The sequence below is a fragment of the Amycolatopsis sp. lyj-346 genome, from assembly GCF_046548975.1.
In the GTDB taxonomy this organism is placed as follows: Bacteria; Actinomycetota; Actinomycetes; order Mycobacteriales; family Pseudonocardiaceae; genus Amycolatopsis.
Window position 1 is genome coordinate 117,337 of sequence record NZ_JAJPWT010000011.1, and the last position, 15,461, is coordinate 132,797.

General features: G+C 71.0%; 13 protein-coding genes. 8 read left to right on the forward strand and 5 right to left on the reverse strand.

What is annotated here, in order from left to right; genetic code table 11:
- Positions 1-2: 2 nt before the first annotated feature.
- Genes ACLJQE_RS28980 through ACLJQE_RS28995 form a run of 4 tightly spaced genes read right to left on the reverse strand, consistent with a single transcriptional unit; the run spans position 3 to position 6,162 of the window.
- Complete coding sequence (locus ACLJQE_RS28980; RefSeq protein ID WP_410642598.1) at positions 3-3,113, reverse strand: helicase HerA domain-containing protein; 3,111 nt, start codon at positions 3,111-3,113, stop codon at positions 3-5.
- Complete coding sequence (locus ACLJQE_RS28985) at positions 3,113-3,778, reverse strand: hypothetical protein (RefSeq protein WP_410642599.1); 666 nt, start codon at positions 3,776-3,778, stop codon at positions 3,113-3,115. Before ACLJQE_RS28985 ends, ACLJQE_RS28980 begins: the two co-directional genes overlap by 1 nt.
- Complete coding sequence (locus tag ACLJQE_RS28990; RefSeq protein ID WP_410642601.1) at positions 3,775-5,406, reverse strand: KGGVGR-motif variant AAA ATPase; 1,632 nt, start codon at positions 5,404-5,406, stop codon at positions 3,775-3,777. The genes ACLJQE_RS28985 and ACLJQE_RS28990 overlap by 4 nt, the downstream gene beginning before the upstream one ends.
- 3 nt (positions 5,407-5,409) lie before the next feature.
- A complete protein-coding gene (locus tag ACLJQE_RS28995) occupies positions 5,410-6,162 on the reverse strand; it encodes a TIR domain-containing protein (protein WP_410642602.1) in 753 nt (250 codons plus the stop codon).
- An 81-nt stretch (positions 6,163-6,243) separates the two neighbouring features.
- On the opposite strand from ACLJQE_RS28995, the gene ACLJQE_RS29000 reads away from it, so the two are divergent.
- Positions 6,244-7,218, forward strand: coding sequence for an SEFIR domain-containing protein (locus tag ACLJQE_RS29000; RefSeq protein WP_410642603.1), 975 nt, complete (start codon positions 6,244-6,246; stop codon positions 7,216-7,218).
- A 141-nt stretch (positions 7,219-7,359) separates the two neighbouring features.
- Here ACLJQE_RS29000 and ACLJQE_RS29005 read toward each other — a convergent pair whose 3' ends face one another.
- Entirely contained in the window at positions 7,360-7,947 is a 588-nt protein-coding gene (locus tag ACLJQE_RS29005) for a TetR/AcrR family transcriptional regulator (RefSeq protein ID WP_410642604.1), read from the reverse strand.
- A gap of 84 nt (positions 7,948-8,031) precedes the next feature.
- On the opposite strand from ACLJQE_RS29005, the gene ACLJQE_RS29010 reads away from it, so the two are divergent.
- The 7 genes from ACLJQE_RS29010 (at position 8,032) to ACLJQE_RS29040 (ending at position 15,460) form a co-directional block, all read left to right on the forward strand.
- Complete coding sequence (locus tag ACLJQE_RS29010) at positions 8,032-9,336, forward strand: cytochrome P450 (RefSeq protein ID WP_410642605.1); 1,305 nt, start codon at positions 8,032-8,034, stop codon at positions 9,334-9,336.
- Positions 9,333-10,223 (forward strand): alpha/beta fold hydrolase, encoded by an 891-nt coding sequence (locus ACLJQE_RS29015; RefSeq protein WP_410642606.1) that lies wholly within the window; start codon positions 9,333-9,335, stop codon positions 10,221-10,223. The genes ACLJQE_RS29010 and ACLJQE_RS29015 overlap by 4 nt, the downstream gene beginning before the upstream one ends.
- Positions 10,207-11,049, forward strand: coding sequence for an SDR family NAD(P)-dependent oxidoreductase (locus ACLJQE_RS29020; RefSeq protein ID WP_410642608.1), 843 nt, complete (start codon positions 10,207-10,209; stop codon positions 11,047-11,049). Before ACLJQE_RS29015 ends, ACLJQE_RS29020 begins: the two co-directional genes overlap by 17 nt.
- A 1-nt stretch (position 11,050) precedes the next feature.
- Complete coding sequence (locus tag ACLJQE_RS29025; protein WP_410642609.1) at positions 11,051-12,529, forward strand: flavin-containing monooxygenase; 1,479 nt, start codon at positions 11,051-11,053, stop codon at positions 12,527-12,529.
- A 33-nt stretch (positions 12,530-12,562) separates the two neighbouring features.
- A complete protein-coding gene (locus ACLJQE_RS29030) occupies positions 12,563-13,429 on the forward strand; it encodes an NAD(+)/NADH kinase (protein ID WP_410642610.1) in 867 nt (288 codons plus the stop codon).
- A 110-nt stretch (positions 13,430-13,539) separates the two neighbouring features.
- Complete coding sequence (locus ACLJQE_RS29035; RefSeq protein ID WP_410642611.1) at positions 13,540-14,238, forward strand: DUF998 domain-containing protein; 699 nt, start codon at positions 13,540-13,542, stop codon at positions 14,236-14,238.
- Between the two features lie 232 nt (positions 14,239-14,470).
- Positions 14,471-15,460 (forward strand): YdcF family protein, encoded by a 990-nt coding sequence (locus ACLJQE_RS29040; protein WP_410642612.1) that lies wholly within the window; start codon positions 14,471-14,473, stop codon positions 15,458-15,460.
- Position 15,461 lies beyond the last annotated feature (1 nt).

Below are 15,461 nucleotides of genomic sequence, written 5' to 3' on the forward strand. Positions count from 1 at the left end.
GCTCACCCTCCGGTTTCCCGGGCCCGGGCGATCACCTCTTCCAGCCGCAGCGGGCTGGCCGGGTGGTGGGACAGGCACAGCGGCGTCGCCACCTGGCGGAAGCCGAACGCCTCCCCCGCGACGTAGAACTGCGCGCGTTCGAGCCGGGAGATGTCCGCGACCGGGCTTCCTTTCGCGCGGGCCAGTTCGTTGGCCGCGGCGATCTGGGCCGGGCTGTTGAGGCGGCCGAAGAACTGGGTCATCGCGTTGCCGGCCACCTGGTTGTGCAGCCCCTTCGGCGCCTGCGTCGCGAACAACAGGCCCAGACCGTACTTGCGGGCCTGGGAAGCGAGCACGATCGTGCTGCGCGTGCTCGCCGTGAGGCTCCCGGAGGAGGCCAGCGTCTGGGCTTCGTCCATGACGAACAAGGCGCCCAGCGGCCGGTCGCCCGCCGGGTGGCGTTTGATCCAGGCGAACAGTTCCATCTGCAGCTGGTTGACGAAGTTCTGGCGCTGTTCTTCCGCCGGCAGCCCGACGAAGCTGATCACGGAGACGCGGGCCCGTCTGCCGCCGGACGGCGTCAGCAGCGTGCCCGGGTCGACCGGCTCGCCGCCGCCGGCGAAGAGCGGGTCGTTGACCATCGCGGCCTTGAGGACTTCGGCGAGGTCGGCGGCGATCCGCTTGGCGTCGTTGAGGTTGCTGACGTCCGCCGGCAGGTCCGCCATGAGCTCGACCAGGTCCGGCAGGCTGCGCGACCCGGTCCGCGCGTGGTGGACGACGGCCTGCCGGAGCACGGCCAGGCCGATGCCGGCTTTCGCGGTGGAGCCGGTGAGCCGCGCCTGAGGCGCCAGCGTCGCGACGGCCACCTCGACGGCGGCGGTGAACTCGTCGATGTCGTCGAGCACGCCGGCGAAGTCGGGCAAGGGCCGGAAGGCCAGGGGCCGCCCGGTGGCCCGCCCGGGCGTCCAGACGACGACGTCGGTTCCGGCGAGGTACTGCTCGGCCAGCTCGGCGTCACCGGGCGCCCAGCCGCCGGGCGGCGCGGGCCAGGCGTCCCCGAGCCGGGCGAGGTCGTTGTTGGGGTCCAGGACGATCGCGGAGACCCCGCGCAGGGCACATTCCTCGACGATCCGCCGGAGCAGCACGGTCTTCCCCGAACCGGACCCGGCGAAGACGGCGGCGTGCTTGCGCAGCGCGGAGAGTTCGAGCCGCACGGGCTCCCCCGAGCCGACGACGGTCCCGAGCGTGAATTCGTCTTCGGCGGGCGGGGGGTGCGTGACTCCGGCGGGCGGCCCGGACGCCTTCTCGGCGCCGACGCCGGCCGGCGTTTCGGACGGCTTCCCGGGCAGAACGGCGGACAGCAGATCCGACCGGCTGGCGGGCCGCCGGTCGATCAGCCACTCGTGCAGCTCGCGGCCGCCGTTGCCGAGCATCTTCTGCAACGCCCAGAAGGTCCGCACGTCGGCATCCGAAAGCCGGATCGTCCGGCCGCCCGCGGCGGTGAACTTCTCGACCTCTTCGCGGGTCTTGGCCCCGCGGCCCCAGGCGTCCCGGAGGATGACCAGGTGCCGGTTGTCCGCCCCGTGCAATTGGCCCGCCGCGGAGCGTGCCTTCCGGAACCGGCTCAGCGCCGCCCGGGGATCGCGGGCAGCGATCGCCCGGAACGCCCAGTGCTCCTGCAGATCAGCGGCCTCGTCGAGGGTCCGGGACAGCCAGGCGTGCACCTCGCTGCGCCCGTTCTGGCGCTCACAGGACCATTCGAGTTCATCGTCCCCGACCTCGGTGACCCAGCAGCGCAAAGCTGCAGAGAGGAGGTGCGGCATGGCCCTGTCCACGGTCTTCTCCGCGAGCAACGTGCCCGGATCCGCCTCCGCCTGCAACTTCTCGAAGTCGGCGTCAAGGTCGGCGAACTGGTCGTGCTCGACCGCGATGCGCACCGGGACAACCGGCACCACGGCCTTCTCGTCGAAAGAGCTGAGTTCCTGCACCTGACCGGCGCGCAGGCACAGTTCGATGTGCGCGCCGATGCGTTTCAGCAGCTGCCGCGGCGTCCACTGTTCCCAAGGTTCCGCGAACGCCACGGGCGCGACGGGCCAGGTCGCGTGCGGAGGGGTGAAGCCCATCGATTCGTAAGCGACCCCGAGCCGCTTGGCCACGAGCGTACGGCCGACCTCGGCGTCGAGGATCCGGCCGAGGGTGACCGATGTGCGGAACCGGTCGGGCACGGTCCCGGCCGCCTTGGAGCTGATCTGGTCCCAGGTGCTGGGCAAGCAAGTCAGCACGGTGAGGGTCTTGTGAGTGACTTCGCGCAGCCCCATAAGCCCGTCGGCGATCCGGGCCACGAGCAGGTTTTCCTCGTCGCTGTTCCCGATTTCCTGCGTGCGCTGAGCGGATTCGGCGACGAGGGTGTCGAGCTGGTCCACGGCGATCACGACCGGTCCTGTGAGCGCCAGCAGCCGGGTGATCTCCCGCACGAGGACACGGGCGGGCTTCGGCCGCGAGTAGATGTTCCACTGCCGGGCTTCCGGCGTGATCTGCTCGTCCCCGTCGAGAAAGTCTTCGCCAATGTACTTGGTACCAGGATTCTTGCTGGCAATGAGCACGAGGGCCCGCGCGGTGTCCCCGCATTCGTCCGCGACCATCTCATCGAGGGCCTCCACGCCTTCGATGAAGGCTTCGACGTCGTCCACCGTCAGGCCGCGCCCGCGTCGGATCCTCGCCTCGACGCCGGCATCGACGTGAGCGCGAAGGCACACGCGCAGCAAGAACCGCTTCAGCTGCGACTCGCCCGAATCATCCGGGTGGGCCAGGCCGCGGCGCAGCGCCTCCGCCGTGTTCTCCCAGAACGCTTCCGCCGCCGTGACGTCGTCGAGGAAGAAGTATCCCCGCGCGCGGTGGACCTGACGCCGGACGAGGCCCAGCAGGTGGGTCTTGCCGACGCCCTTCGGCCCGCGCAGGACGAGCCCGATCGGGCTGGGTCCGTCGCTGGCCGCGGCATCGCGGATGCCCGTGTCGATCGCAGCGAGTGCGTCGCCATGCAGGCCGTCGACGTGGTAGGGGGAGTCGCGCCAGACGTGATCTGGCGCGTCCGCCCAGTCGAAACTCAGCGTTGCCAGTGCCTTCAACTGGTCCATCACAAAGCCTCGATCGAGAGCAGGTGGTTGTCCTCACCGCCGATGCGGATCGCCGCCTCGTGGTCGGCGGCGGTGAGCGCCTTGCGGTTGTCCTCCGGGACGAGGTGGACCTTCCCGGCGCGGCTCAGCTCCTTGAGCAGGGCATCGACCTCCGCGGCCGGCGCGCTGAGCTTCGGTCGCAGGTCGACCAGCCCCACCCAGCCTCGGGGTTCGCGTACGAGCTCGCGATAAGCGACACGGATGCGGGTTTCAAGGTCGGCTTCCGGCTCCTCCTCGGCCACGGACGTCACAGGGTCGGCCTGGCTCTCCTCCGGCAAAGGGAAGACATCGGCCAATCGCAGGTTCCGGCGATGGAGAAACTCGTCGAGAACGCCCAGAACCACATAGAGGGCAGAGCACACCCGGCTCTGCGGTCGCGGCGGCGGTGGTGTCTTCGCCGCGATCTCCTTTTCGCACCAGGCCCACCCCGCATCGGTCAGCTCGTTCACGTAGGAACTTCCGACCTTCTTGCTGCTGATGTACCCCATGGCCTCCAGCTCATTGCGTTCCGGCTTGATGAGCGTGAAGCCCACCAGCTTCTTCAGCTCCGAATTAGGCACTTCCCGGCCCAGCACCATCAGCGTGAACATTGCCGCGGTCTGGGTGTGGCCCAAGCGGTCGGTCATCCGAGATCCTTCCGGTGGTTCGGCTTCGTCGTGGTCTGGGCGCGGGTGGCGAGTGTCCGCAGGAGCCAGTCGATCGACCGGCTGATCCTCGGTGGCGCCGCGTGGTGGTCGTGGCCGTTCGCGGAACGGGGCTTCACCGCTACCTCGAGGTCCGCGGCCAAGTCGCGGGTTCGCCCGCCGTCGCTCGCGCCGACGGCCGTCTGCAACGCCGTGATCAGCTCGTCTACAAGGTCCCAGCGGGATGGGCGCAGCCGGCTGCCGCGGACCTGGGCGAGCAGCGCGGGAAGATCGAACTCGTCGTCCGCGTCGACCAGCGCAGACTGGCCCCGCAGCTGACCGACCAAGTCGCGGGCCACGCCGGCCGGGCCCCGGGCGCCCAAGCGCAGGTACCGGAGATTGCCCACGTACCCCGGCAGCCCCGCGGCCTCCGTGCCTTGCGTCAGGATCGGGATCACGCGGCGGTTCTGGCCCAGCGTGCGGTGCAGGAACAGCTCGACCTCGGCCGACTGCCAGCGGCTCACCTTGCCGTCGACGATCAGGCACAGGTGCCGTGCGTCGTCCTCCGCCCGGGCCAGGAGGGAACGGTCGCCGGAAAGGGATTTCACCACCCGGACGTCGAGCTTCTTCAGTTCCTCGACCAGGTCGCCGGCCGGGCCGAACGCCGCCCTCGGGATGCTGACGCGCAGTTCGTGCTTGAACTCCTGGCGGCTCGCGCGCACCACTGCCACATACGCATCGCGGTTTTCCGCCAGCAGGTCCGTGCGGTCGAGGCGGCAGGCGATCACCGCCGCGACCGTCTCGAGGGCGAAGCCGATCTGGTCCGCGCTCGGCGTCTGTTCCGACAGCACCGGCAGCTGCTCGCCGAAACTCCAGTACGACACGTACGGCAACGTGAGGTGACGGGCCATCGTTGCCGGCTCCACCGTCTGGTCGACCCACGTGCGGTACAGCTCGGCCGTCTCGTCGACGACGATGCGGCGCCACGCCTCCGACCGGTCGTACTCTTCCCGGTTGTCGAACCTCGACAGCACCGGCAGGACGGTCAGCCGCGCGCGGTCGAAGGGCAGGAGGTTGCGGGCCGCGTCGGCGCGCCGGGCCGCCTCCAGCGCGCCGAGGATGCTCTGCCGGTTGGCGGTGAACAGCAGGACGAGGTAGTCCGGCAGGTGCGCCGTGCAGATCCCGCCGATGTCGGAGATCCCGGTCCGGCTGTCGATGAGGACGAAGTCGTAGTGCGCGGTCCAGTGCTCGCGGCACTGCTCGAGGTATTCGCCGAACCCGTCGTCGTACAGCTCGTCCCAGTCGATTTCCTGCACCTGCCCGACGTAGCCGCCGTCTTCGCGGCCGGAGGCGATGAAGTCCAGCACACCGACGTCGATCAGCCGCTGGACGTGAGCTTCCGGCGCGAACCGGCCGTGCCGGAAGTCGTCGACGATGTCGACCACGCCCCCGCTCGGCCGCGCCGGAAGCTGCGGCCGGAAGTAGTCGGCGAGCCCCGGGGCCTCGAGGTCCCAGTCCAGGCAGAGGACGCGGTGACCCCACCGGGCAAGCAGCACGGCGATGTTGGCCAGCGTGAAACTGCGGCCGACGCCGCCCTTGTAGGAGTAGAAGGTGAACACCGACCCTGGCATCCGTCAGAACCTCGGCTTCTGCGCCCGCTTCGGCGGCTCGGGAGCCGGTGTGCGCACCGGCCAGTCGGCTCGCCAGTCCGGGGCTCGTTCGATGAGTTCTTCGAGCTCCGCGGCGATCTGCTTGATCTGCTGGTGGAAGTCGAGATACGCCGGCGCGGTCTGGAAGTGCTCGAAGGGGAGGTTCCACTGCTGGAGGTCCCGCAAGCGCCGCTCATGGGCCCACTCCGGGAAGTTCCGCGAGTCGCAGAAGATCACGGGGTAGATCAACGGTCGTGTGCGTGCGGTCAGCGCTTCCCGTTCGGCCATGGAATGCCACTCCGCCAGGCACCATTCGTCCCGGAAGTACTTCGGCGAACACACCGGCACCAGCACCCGGGTGCGCAGCAGCGCGGTGCGCACCTCCCCCGCCCAGCTCGCGCCGGTGCGGACCTGGTCGTCGCAGAAAATCCGGACATCCCGGTAGAAGTTGTTGTCGAGCACTTCGGCCAACCGTGGGCGAAAATGGTTTTTCACCCACGCCGAAATGTCCTGGCCGGCTCGTTGGTAGCTGATGAACACGTCGTACTCGTACACGCGTGCCTTCGCTCCTTCACCGCTCCCCACCAGGCAACGGCCCATCCTAGGCCGGTCGAGCGCGGCGGGGAAAGGCGGGAAACTGGACAGAATGATGCCAATACCTGGCCACTGTCGGAGAATCCCGCCATCCTGCTCGAAAAGCTTGACAAATGCAGGGACGGCGGATAAATGACAGGGCAACGCACCCAGCGTGCGAAATTGCTTTCCGAATGGCCGATCGGCAGGATCGGTGATTCACCGACTCGACGGGGAGGGGCGCCGATGCCCGACCGTGCAGCGCCCCGGGTGTTCGTGACCTACTCGCACGACACTCCGGAACACAAAGGGCTCGTGGAGCGGTTCGCCGCCTTCCTGCGCACCCGGATCGGCTTGGACGTGCACCTCGACGCCTGGTACGACAACGTGCGCCGGGACTGGTCGGCATGGGCCACCGAGCAGCTGACCAAAGCGGACTTCATCCTGGTCGTCGCCTCTCCCGACTACAAGCGCCGGGCCGACGGCAGCGCGCTGCCCCACGAGGGGCGGGGCGCCCAGTTCGAGGCGGCGATCCTCCGGAACAACCTGACCCGGGACCTGCGCCGCGAGACCGAACGGGTGCTGCCGGTCGTGCTGCCCGGCCGCTCGGTCGACGAGATCCCGGTCTTCCTCAACGCCCACTCGACGACGCGGTACCACGTCGACGAATTCACCGAAACCGGCGTGGCCGACCTCCTCGCCGCGATCACCGGGCAAGGCCAGTACCCGATGCCCCGGCGCGGAACGTGGCGCGGTGGCGCCGTGGAAGAGCAGTTGGTGCCCGCGAGCGAGCTGCCGTGGCTCTGCTCCAGCAACGGAGTCCGCCGCGAAGCGGCGTCGATCGGCGGCCAGGAGTACGAGCAGAGCATCGTCCTGCGGCCCGCGTCACCGTCGGCCACCGGGCCGGGGTTCGTCGAACTGGACCTCGGCGGCAACTACCGGCGGTTCACCACCGTCGCCGGGGTGCTCGACGACGCCGCGGACCCGTTCCAGGTCGGCCGGGTCCGCGTGGTCCTGGACGGGACCCCGCGGTCCGAACACGACGTCTCGGCCGGGAAACCGGCCGCCATCGACCTGGACGTGACGGGCGCACGCCTGCTGCGGCTGGAGCTGTCCCGGCCGGGCGCGCCGACGTCACCGTTCGCTTCCTCGGCGGTCGTCGTGACCCGGCGGGGTGGCCGGCCACCCGAGCTCGGGCTCGGAGATCCGACGATGACCTAGCACCGCCGCCGGCACGAGCCGATCGCCCAGGACCTGGACGCCCAGCGACAAGCACCCCAAGGCGGCCTTGGTTGCGTTCAACGCACCGAAGGCGGCCTTGGTTGCGTTCAACGCACCGAAGGCCACCTTGGGGCGCTCGGGTCAGGCCGGGCCGAGCAGGGCGATCGACGCGCGCACCGCGACCTCGGTGACGTCGACGGCCCGGCCGCCGTCCTCCACGGTTGTCGCGATCAGCTCGCGCAAGCCGCCCAGCAGCATGATCGACAGCTGGCGGGACGGTGGGCTGATCCCCGCCGCGCGCAGTGCCGGCGTGTCCGTCAGGCGCTGGGTCATCGCGATGAACCCCTCCATCGCGTCGCGCTGCAGCTCGCGGGCCGGGGCGCCGAGGGCCGGCACGTCGCGGATCCAGCTCACCGTGATCGCCGGCTCGGACTCCGCGCACGCGATCCACGTCTCGATCGCCTGGCGCACCTGGACTTTCCACGGCGCCTGGGGGTCCACCGCCTCGGAGATCCGCTGGATCATCGACCGGTTCGCCTCGGCCAGCAACGCGATCAAACACTCTTCGCGGCTGGAGAAGTGCTCGTAGAACGTCCGGCGCGAAGTGCGGGCGCGGCGGACGACGTCGGCCACGGTCGTGTCGCGGAAGCCGGTCTCGGTGATCGACTCGGCCAGCCCGTCCAGGAGCCGCTGCCGGTGCCGGCGGGTGTCGACGTCCACGGAAGTCACGCTATACCTCCCTCTTGAAACCGGATGGTACACCGGCGTACCGTACCGACGGTACGTTCGCGTACCACTTTTCCGGGAGGGTCGATGACGACCATGACACGCCTCGCGACGCTGCCACCGGGGCCCACCGCGCCACGGGCCGTCCAGGGCGCCTACGCGCTGACTCGCCCCCTGCGCGGCATGCAGCGGCTCAAGGACCGCTACGGGGACGCCTTCACGGTGAACGTGCCGATCTTCGGCAACGCCGTGGTGATCAGCGGCCCCGCCGAGATCAAGCAGCTGTTCACGTCCGGGCCCGAGCTCGTCGACAACCTCGAGGTCAACCTCGGGCGCGTGCTCGGGCCGCGGTCGATGTTCGCGTTGTCGGGCGCGGAGCACAAACGGCAGCGCAAGCTCCTGGTCCCGCCGTTCCACGGGCGGCGGCTGGCGGCGTACGAGAAGATCGTCGAAGAGGAGACGGTCCGCGAGCTGGCGACCTGGCCGGAGGGGAAAGCTTTCGCCACGCTGCCGTCGATGATGCGGATCACCCTCAACGCCATCCTCCGCGCCGTCTTCGGCGCCGAAGGGGCCGAGTTCGCCGAGCTGCGCGAACTCCTCCCGCCGTTCGTCACCCTCGGCTCCCGGCTGGCCGTGCTGCCGATCCCGAAACGCGGCCGCTTCAACCCGTGGCGCCGCTTCGAGCGGATGCGGCGCGAGTACGACGCCATCGTCGACCGCCTGATCGCGAAGGCCCGCGCCGACGACAAGGACCGCGACGACGTCCTGTCGATGATGCTGCAGACCCGCTACGACGACGGGTCCGGGCTGAGCCGAGAAGAGATCTCCGACCAGCTCCTCACCCTGCTCACCGCCGGGCACGAAACCACGGCGACCACGCTGGCCTGGGCCGTCGAACGGCTGCGCCGCCACCCCGCGCTGCTGGCGGAACTCACCGAAGCGGACGACACCAAGCTCCTCGACGCCACGATCCTCGAGGTCCAGCGCACCCGCCCGGTCATCGACCTCACCGCCCGGCAGGTCAAGCAGGACGGCTTCCGGCTCGGCCGGTGGACGCTGCCGAAGGGGTACGCGGTGCTCGTCAGCATCGCGCTCATCCACGACGACGACCGCGTCTTCCCGCACGCGGCCACCTTCGACCCGCACCGCTTCGAAGGCGCGCGGCCCGACCTCTACCAGTGGATCCCGTTCGGCGGCGGGACCCGCCGCTGCCTCGGCGCCGCCTTCGCGACCATGGAAATGACCGTCGTGCTGCGGACGCTGCTGCGGGACTTCACGCTGGTACCGACCGAAGAGCCCGGCGAACGCTGGCACTCGCGGGGCGTGGCCTACGCCCCGGCCAAGGGCGGCCGCGCGGTCGTGCGCCGCCGGATGACCGGAGGGAATCCATGACCGAACAGATCGCCGACGTCGGCCGGGGGATTTCCCTGGCCTGCGAACGGATCGGGGACGCCGGTGCCGAGCCGCTCGTCCTCGTCGCCGGGCTCGGGCAGCAGCTGCACAGCTGGCCCGACGCCTTCTGCGCGAAGCTCGCCGAGCGCGGCTACGAGGTCATCCGGTTCGACAACCGCGACACCGGGCGATCGACGCACCCGCGCTTCCGGCCGCCGAGCCTCCCCGGCATGCTCGCGGGCCGGTTCCCCGCCCAGCAGTACGACCTGACGGACATGGCCGCCGACACCATCGGCCTGTTCGACGCACTGGACCTCGAGACCGCCCACATCGCCGGCGTCTCCATGGGCGGCATGATCTCCCAGACCGTCGCGGCGCTGCACCCGGACCGGATCCGCACACTGACGTCGATCATGTCGACGACCGGATCGCGCCTGCTCGGCCGCCCCGCGCTCTCGACGTTGCGGATGATGGGCGCGAAGCCGCCCAGGTCCCGCGAAGAGGCGGCCGAAAGCGCCGTCCGGATGTTCCGCCACATCGGCTCGCACGGCTTCCCGTTCGACGAGGCGTTCGTGCGCGAGCTGGCCGGCACGGGCTGGGACCGCGACCCGACCTCCGGCGGCGTCGGCCGCCAGCTCGCCGCGATCATGAAGTCCGGCAACCGGACGCCGCTGCTGCGGAAGATCACCGCGCCGACGCTGGTGATCCACGGCGACCGCGACCGGATGGTCCACCCCACCGGCGGCGCCGCGACCGCCCGTGCGATTCGCGGCGCCCGCCTGGAAACCGTCCGCGGCATGGGGCACGACCTGCCCGAAGGCGCGTGGCCCACGATCCTCGACCTCATCGACGAGCACGTGCGGAGCAGCGATGTCCCGGCCTCGTAGCATTTCCGGCCGCCCGGTGGTCATCACCGGTGCAGCCTCCGGCATCGGCCGCGCGCTGGCCACCCGGCTGTCGCGGCTGGGCTCGCCGGTCGCCCTCGCCGACGTCGACGAAGACGGGCTCAGGGCCACCGCGGCCGCGCTCCCGGGCCGGGTGCTGACCCGCGTCCTCGACGTCCGCGACGCGGCGGACCAGCTGCGGTTCGCCGGCGAGGTCCGCGAGTGGCTCCCGGCACCCCTGGCCGCGGTGTTCAACAACGCCGGCGTCGCGGTGACCTCGTCCGTGCTCGACGCGGTGCCCGAAGACGACGACTGGCTGCACGACATCAACTTCCGCGGCGTGGTGCACGGGACGCGGGCGTTCCTGCCGATCCTCGTCGAGCAGGGCGAAGGCGCGATCGTGAACACCTCCAGCGTGTACGGCCTGCTCGGGATGCCGTACCAGAGCGCCTACTGCGCGGCGAAGTTCGCGGTCCGCGGCTTCACCGAGTCGCTGCGGCAGGAACTGCGCGACACCGACGTCCGCGCGGTGACCGTGCACCCGGGCGGCGTCACCACGAACATCGCCCGCAACGCCCGGGTGCGCCGGGACCCCCAGGGGCGCGGGCGCACCCACGAGCAGATGGCCGCGCAGTTCGAGGCGATGACGATGACGTCGCCGGACAAGGCGGCGGCGATCATCCACGCCGGCGTCGACCGCGGGAAGGCCCGCATCCTGGTCGGCCCGGACGCCTACCTGTTCGACGCGCTCGCCCGCATCACCCCCACCCACTACAACGCCGTGCTGACGCGCGTGCTGCAGCGTGCGCGGCGGACGGAGGCCGTGTGACATGACCGAACACCTCGACGTGCTGATCGTCGGCGCCGGGCTGTCCGGCGTCGGGGCGGCCCACCACCTGCGGACGGCGTTCCCGCGCAAGGACTACGCGATCCTCGAAGCCCGCGAGGCGATCGGCGGCACCTGGGACCTGTTCCGCTACCCGGGCGTGCGGTCCGATTCGGACATGCAGACCCTCGGTTACCGGTTCCGCCCGTGGACCGACGCGAAGGCCATCGCGGACGGGCCGTCGATCCTGCGGTACGTCCGGGACACCGCGGCCGACGCGGGAATCGACCGGCACATCCGGCTCGGGCACAGGGTGGTCCGCGCCGCCTGGTCCACCGAGGACGCGGTGTGGACGGTCGAGGCCGAGCACGACGGGAACCCGGTGGAGTTCACCGCCAAGTTCCTGTACCTGTGCAGCGGCTACTACGACTACGCGGCCGGGCACACGCCGGACTTCCCCGGCCTCGAGAACTTCGGCGGCACCGTCGTCCACCCGCAGCACTGGCCGGAAGACCTGGACTACGCGGGCAAGAAGGTCGTCGTCATCGGCAGCGGCGCGACCGCGGTGACGCTCGTGCCGGCGATGACCGACCGCGCCGCGCACGTGACGATGCTGCAGCGCTCCCCCACCTACATCCTGTCGCTGCCGTCGGAGGACGCGCTGGCCAACCGGCTGCGCGGGCTGCTCGGCCCCCGGCTGGCGTACCCGATCGCGCGCTGGAAGAACGTCGCGGTGAGCACGCTGATCTACCAGCTCAGCCGGCGCCGCCCGGGCGTGGTGAAGGCGCTGATCCGCAAGGCCACGGCGAAGCAGCTGCCGCCCGGGTACGCCGTCGACACCCACTTCAAGCCGCGGTACCAGCCGTGGGACCAGCGCCTGTGCCTGGTCCCGGACGGCGACCTGTTCCGCTCGATCCGCCGCGGTGACGCCTCCGTCGTCACCGACCGGATCGCCGAGTTCACCGAGCGGGGCATCCGGCTCGAGTCGGGTGCCGAGCTCGAGGCGGACGTCGTCGTCACCGCGACCGGGCTGCGTCTGCTGGCCTTCGGCGGCATCGAGCTGTCCGTGGACGGCGACCCGGTGAAGCTGCCGGAAACCATGGCCTACAAGGGCATGATGCTCAGCGGCGTGCCGAACTTCGCCTTCACGATCGGCTACACGAACGCGTCGTGGACGCTCAAGGCCGACCTCGTCGGCGAGTACGTCGTCCGGCTGCTGCGGCACCTCGACCGGCACGGCTACGACCAGTGCGTGCCGGTCAACGACGACCCGGCGGTCACCGAGCGGCCGTTGCTGGACTTCGACGCCGGGTACGTCCTGCGGGCGATCGACGAGTTCCCGAAGGCCGGTTCGCGGGCGCCGTGGCAGCTGGGCATGAGCTACGCGCACGACGTCGTCAAGCTCCGGCACGGCCGGATCGACGACGGCGCCCTGCGGTTCTCGCGGCGGCGCGAGGCGGGAGCGGGCAGACTGAGCGCATGACGTCCGGTACCTCGCCCGCCCGGAGCCGCTGACATGCACGCCGCGGGACTCGTGCTGCACCCCCGCCGCGATTCCGCGGCCGCCGTCGAAGCCGTGCTCGGCTGGGCGAGCAACCGGAACATCGAGATCCTCGGCATCGAGGACGAGATCGTCCGGCTGAACTGCGCCGCGGTGGGGGTGACGGCCGAGGAGCTCGGGCGCCGCTCCGACCTGGTGGTCAGCCTGGGCGGCGACGGCACGATGCTGCGGGCCATGCGGCTGGCCGACGGGCAGCGCGCGCCGGTGCTCGGGGTGAACCTCGGCAAGCTCGGCTTCCTGGCCGAGGTCGACGTCCCCGACCTGCCCGGCGCGCTCTCGGCCATCGACGCACACCAGTTCACGGTGGAGCCGCGGCTGGCCGTGGACGCGGTTCTCCAGGGCCGCCGGATCACGGCGTTCAACGACATCGCGGTGGTGCGCGTGCCCGGCAACGGCAGCGCGGTCGTCGCCCTGCGCGTCGGCGGCCAGCCGTTCGTCAGCTACTCGGCCGACGCGGTGGTGGTGGCGACCCCGACCGGATCGACGGCGTACAGCTTCTCGGCCGGCGGCCCGATCACCAGCCCCTCCGTGGAGGCCCTGCTGGTCACGCCGGCGGCGCCGCACTCGGCGTACAGCCGGGGCGTGGTGCTCTCGGTGCACGACGAGGTCAGCCTGGAGCTGCTGCCGACCAGCGGCCGGCTCGCGGTGGAGGTCGACGGTCAGGTCGAGGGGTACGTCTCCCCCGGCGACCGGCTCGACCTGCGGGCCCGGCCGAGCGCGGCGCGGGTGGTCCGGCTCGGGATGACGACGTTCTACCAGCGGGCGCGGCGCAAGCTGCGGCTCACCGATTCGGCCGAAATCCCGCAGGACGGCGACCACTGACGGTGGCCTGCGTCACAGCGCGGGCGCGTCGGCAATGGTCACGGAAAGGTCACGGGTAGCGTCCGCGGCTGCGCCTGAACCAGCCGAACCGTCCCGGAGTGTTTCCCTGCATGCTGTGTCCCGCACCCGTCCGCCCCCGCCTGCGCGCCCGCCTGCTCGTGCCCGGGGCCCTCGCCGCCTTCGCCGGCGCCGTCGTCCTGCTCGCCGTGCTGCACATCGACCGCACGCTCGCACCTCTCGACCCGGTCAGCACGATGCTCAGCGACTACGCGCTGAGTCCCGGCCGGCGGCTGTGGGACGGCGCGCTGCTGCTCACCAGCACGGGCTCGGCGCTGTTGCTGGTCGCGCTCTACCGCCGTGGCCTGCTGGCCGGCCCGGTGCTCGTCGCGGCGAAGGCGCTGTGGTGCGTCAGCCTCCTGGCGGTGGCCGTGTTCGCCAAGGACCCGCAGGGCGGCGCGATCACGGCGACGGGCAAGATCCACCTGTACGCCTCGGCGGTGACGTGCCTGAGCCTGCCGGTCGTCGGCTGGGCGCTGGGCCGCCGCCACCGCGACGACCCGCACTGGCGGCGCATCGCCACCTGGTCCCGCCGGCTGGCCCTGGCGGCAATCCCGTTCTACCTGCCGTTCATCGTCCCGTTCGCGGTCAACGTCCTCGGCGGCCACCTGCCGACCGTCGCGACCGGCCTGATCGAACGGCTGATGATGGTCCTGGAGATCGCCCTGCTCGGCGTCCTGGGTTGCTGGGCGCACCGCGCGATGCCGACCGGAGTCCGCTTCCGCCCCCGCGCTCAGGTCTCGCCCGGCTGATCGCGCGTGATCAGAGCCGGAACTCGCGTGATCCGACCCGTCATCCGCGTGATTGAAGCCGGAACTCGCGAGTTACGGCTTCAATCACGCGAGTTCCGGCCTTGATCACGCGAGTTACGGCTTGGATCACGCGAATTGCGGGTTCGGTTACCCCTCGTTCACCCTGCCAGATCACCCGTCCGGGCAACTGCGGCTAGGTTGGACCGCGCATGGGGAATCCAGGGAGGCCGGGGTGAACGTCGCCGGTGCGGTGCTGCCGGTCGCCGCCGGGGCGGCCCTCGTCGTGTTCGCCGTCCGGCTGGCGCGCGAACCGCGGCGGCTGGGCAACGCCGTCTGGCTCGGTGTGGCGCTGCTGCTGACCGCGTTGTGGCTGTTGCGCACGGCACTGGACCTGGCGTGGCTGACGCCGGTGCTGCTGGGGTCGCTCGGTGTCGTGGCGGTGCTCGTCGCCCTCGTGCTGCCGGCCGCGCTGATCGCCAACGGCGTCCGGATGTGGCGGCGGGAAGGGCGCAGCGCGGGGAACCTGCTGTCACTCGGCCTCGGCGCCGGACTGGTCACGCTGGAGGCGCTGGCCTTCGCGCCACTCGGCCGGTGGGGTTCGGCGCTGGTGGCCGTGGCGGCCGTGCTGGCCGGCTACTTCGGGTTCCTGTTCTTGTCGCTGCTCGGCTATTCCGTGGTGTACAGCCGGATCGGCCGCCGCAGCGGGTTCGACGCGATCATCGTGCTCGGCTGCGGCCTGGACGGCGAGCGCGTGCCGCCGCTGCTCGCCGCGCGGCTCGAGCGTGCGATCCGGCTCCACGACCGGGAGGCGACGCCGCCGCTGCTGGTCGTCTCCGGCGGGCGGGGTCCCGGCGAGCGGGTCAGCGAAGCCGAAGCGATGCAGGCCTACCTGCGGGACCGCGGTGTGCCGGACGACCGGATCCGGCGGGAGGACCAGGCCCGCACCACGGAGGAGAATCTCCGGTTCTCGGCCGCGCTCCTGCCCGCCGACGCGCGGCGGGTCGTGGCCGTGACCAGCAACTACCACGTGTTCCGGACGGCGGTGGAGTGCCGGCGGCTCGGGTTGCCGTTCCACGCGACGGGTTCGCCGACGGCCCGGTACTTCCTGCCGAGCGCGCTGCTGCGCGAGTTCGCGGCGCTGATCCTGCACTACCGCCGGACGACGCTCGCGGCGTGCGTGGTGATCGCCGGCACCGGGCTCGCACTGGCGATCTTCGCCTGAC

Coding starts and splice junctions, on each gene's coding strand:
- ACLJQE_RS28980 (WP_410642598.1), bottom strand. CDS start 3,113: ATGGACCAGTTGAAGGCACTGGCAACGCTGAGTTTCGACTGGGCGGAC.
- ACLJQE_RS28985 (WP_410642599.1), bottom strand. CDS start 3,778: ATGACCGACCGCTTGGGCCACACCCAGACCGCGGCAATGTTCACGCTG.
- ACLJQE_RS28990 (WP_410642601.1), bottom strand. CDS start 5,406: ATGCCAGGGTCGGTGTTCACCTTCTACTCCTACAAGGGCGGCGTCGGC.
- ACLJQE_RS29000 (WP_410642603.1), top strand. CDS start 6,244: ATGCCCGACCGTGCAGCGCCCCGGGTGTTCGTGACCTACTCGCACGAC.
- ACLJQE_RS29010 (WP_410642605.1), top strand. CDS start 8,032: ATGACGACCATGACACGCCTCGCGACGCTGCCACCGGGGCCCACCGCG.
- ACLJQE_RS29015 (WP_410642606.1), top strand. CDS start 9,333: ATGACCGAACAGATCGCCGACGTCGGCCGGGGGATTTCCCTGGCCTGC.
- ACLJQE_RS29020 (WP_410642608.1), top strand. CDS start 10,207: ATGTCCCGGCCTCGTAGCATTTCCGGCCGCCCGGTGGTCATCACCGGT.
- ACLJQE_RS29025 (WP_410642609.1), top strand. CDS start 11,051: ATGACCGAACACCTCGACGTGCTGATCGTCGGCGCCGGGCTGTCCGGC.
- ACLJQE_RS29030 (WP_410642610.1), top strand. CDS start 12,563: ATGCACGCCGCGGGACTCGTGCTGCACCCCCGCCGCGATTCCGCGGCC.
- ACLJQE_RS29035 (WP_410642611.1), top strand. CDS start 13,540: ATGCTGTGTCCCGCACCCGTCCGCCCCCGCCTGCGCGCCCGCCTGCTC.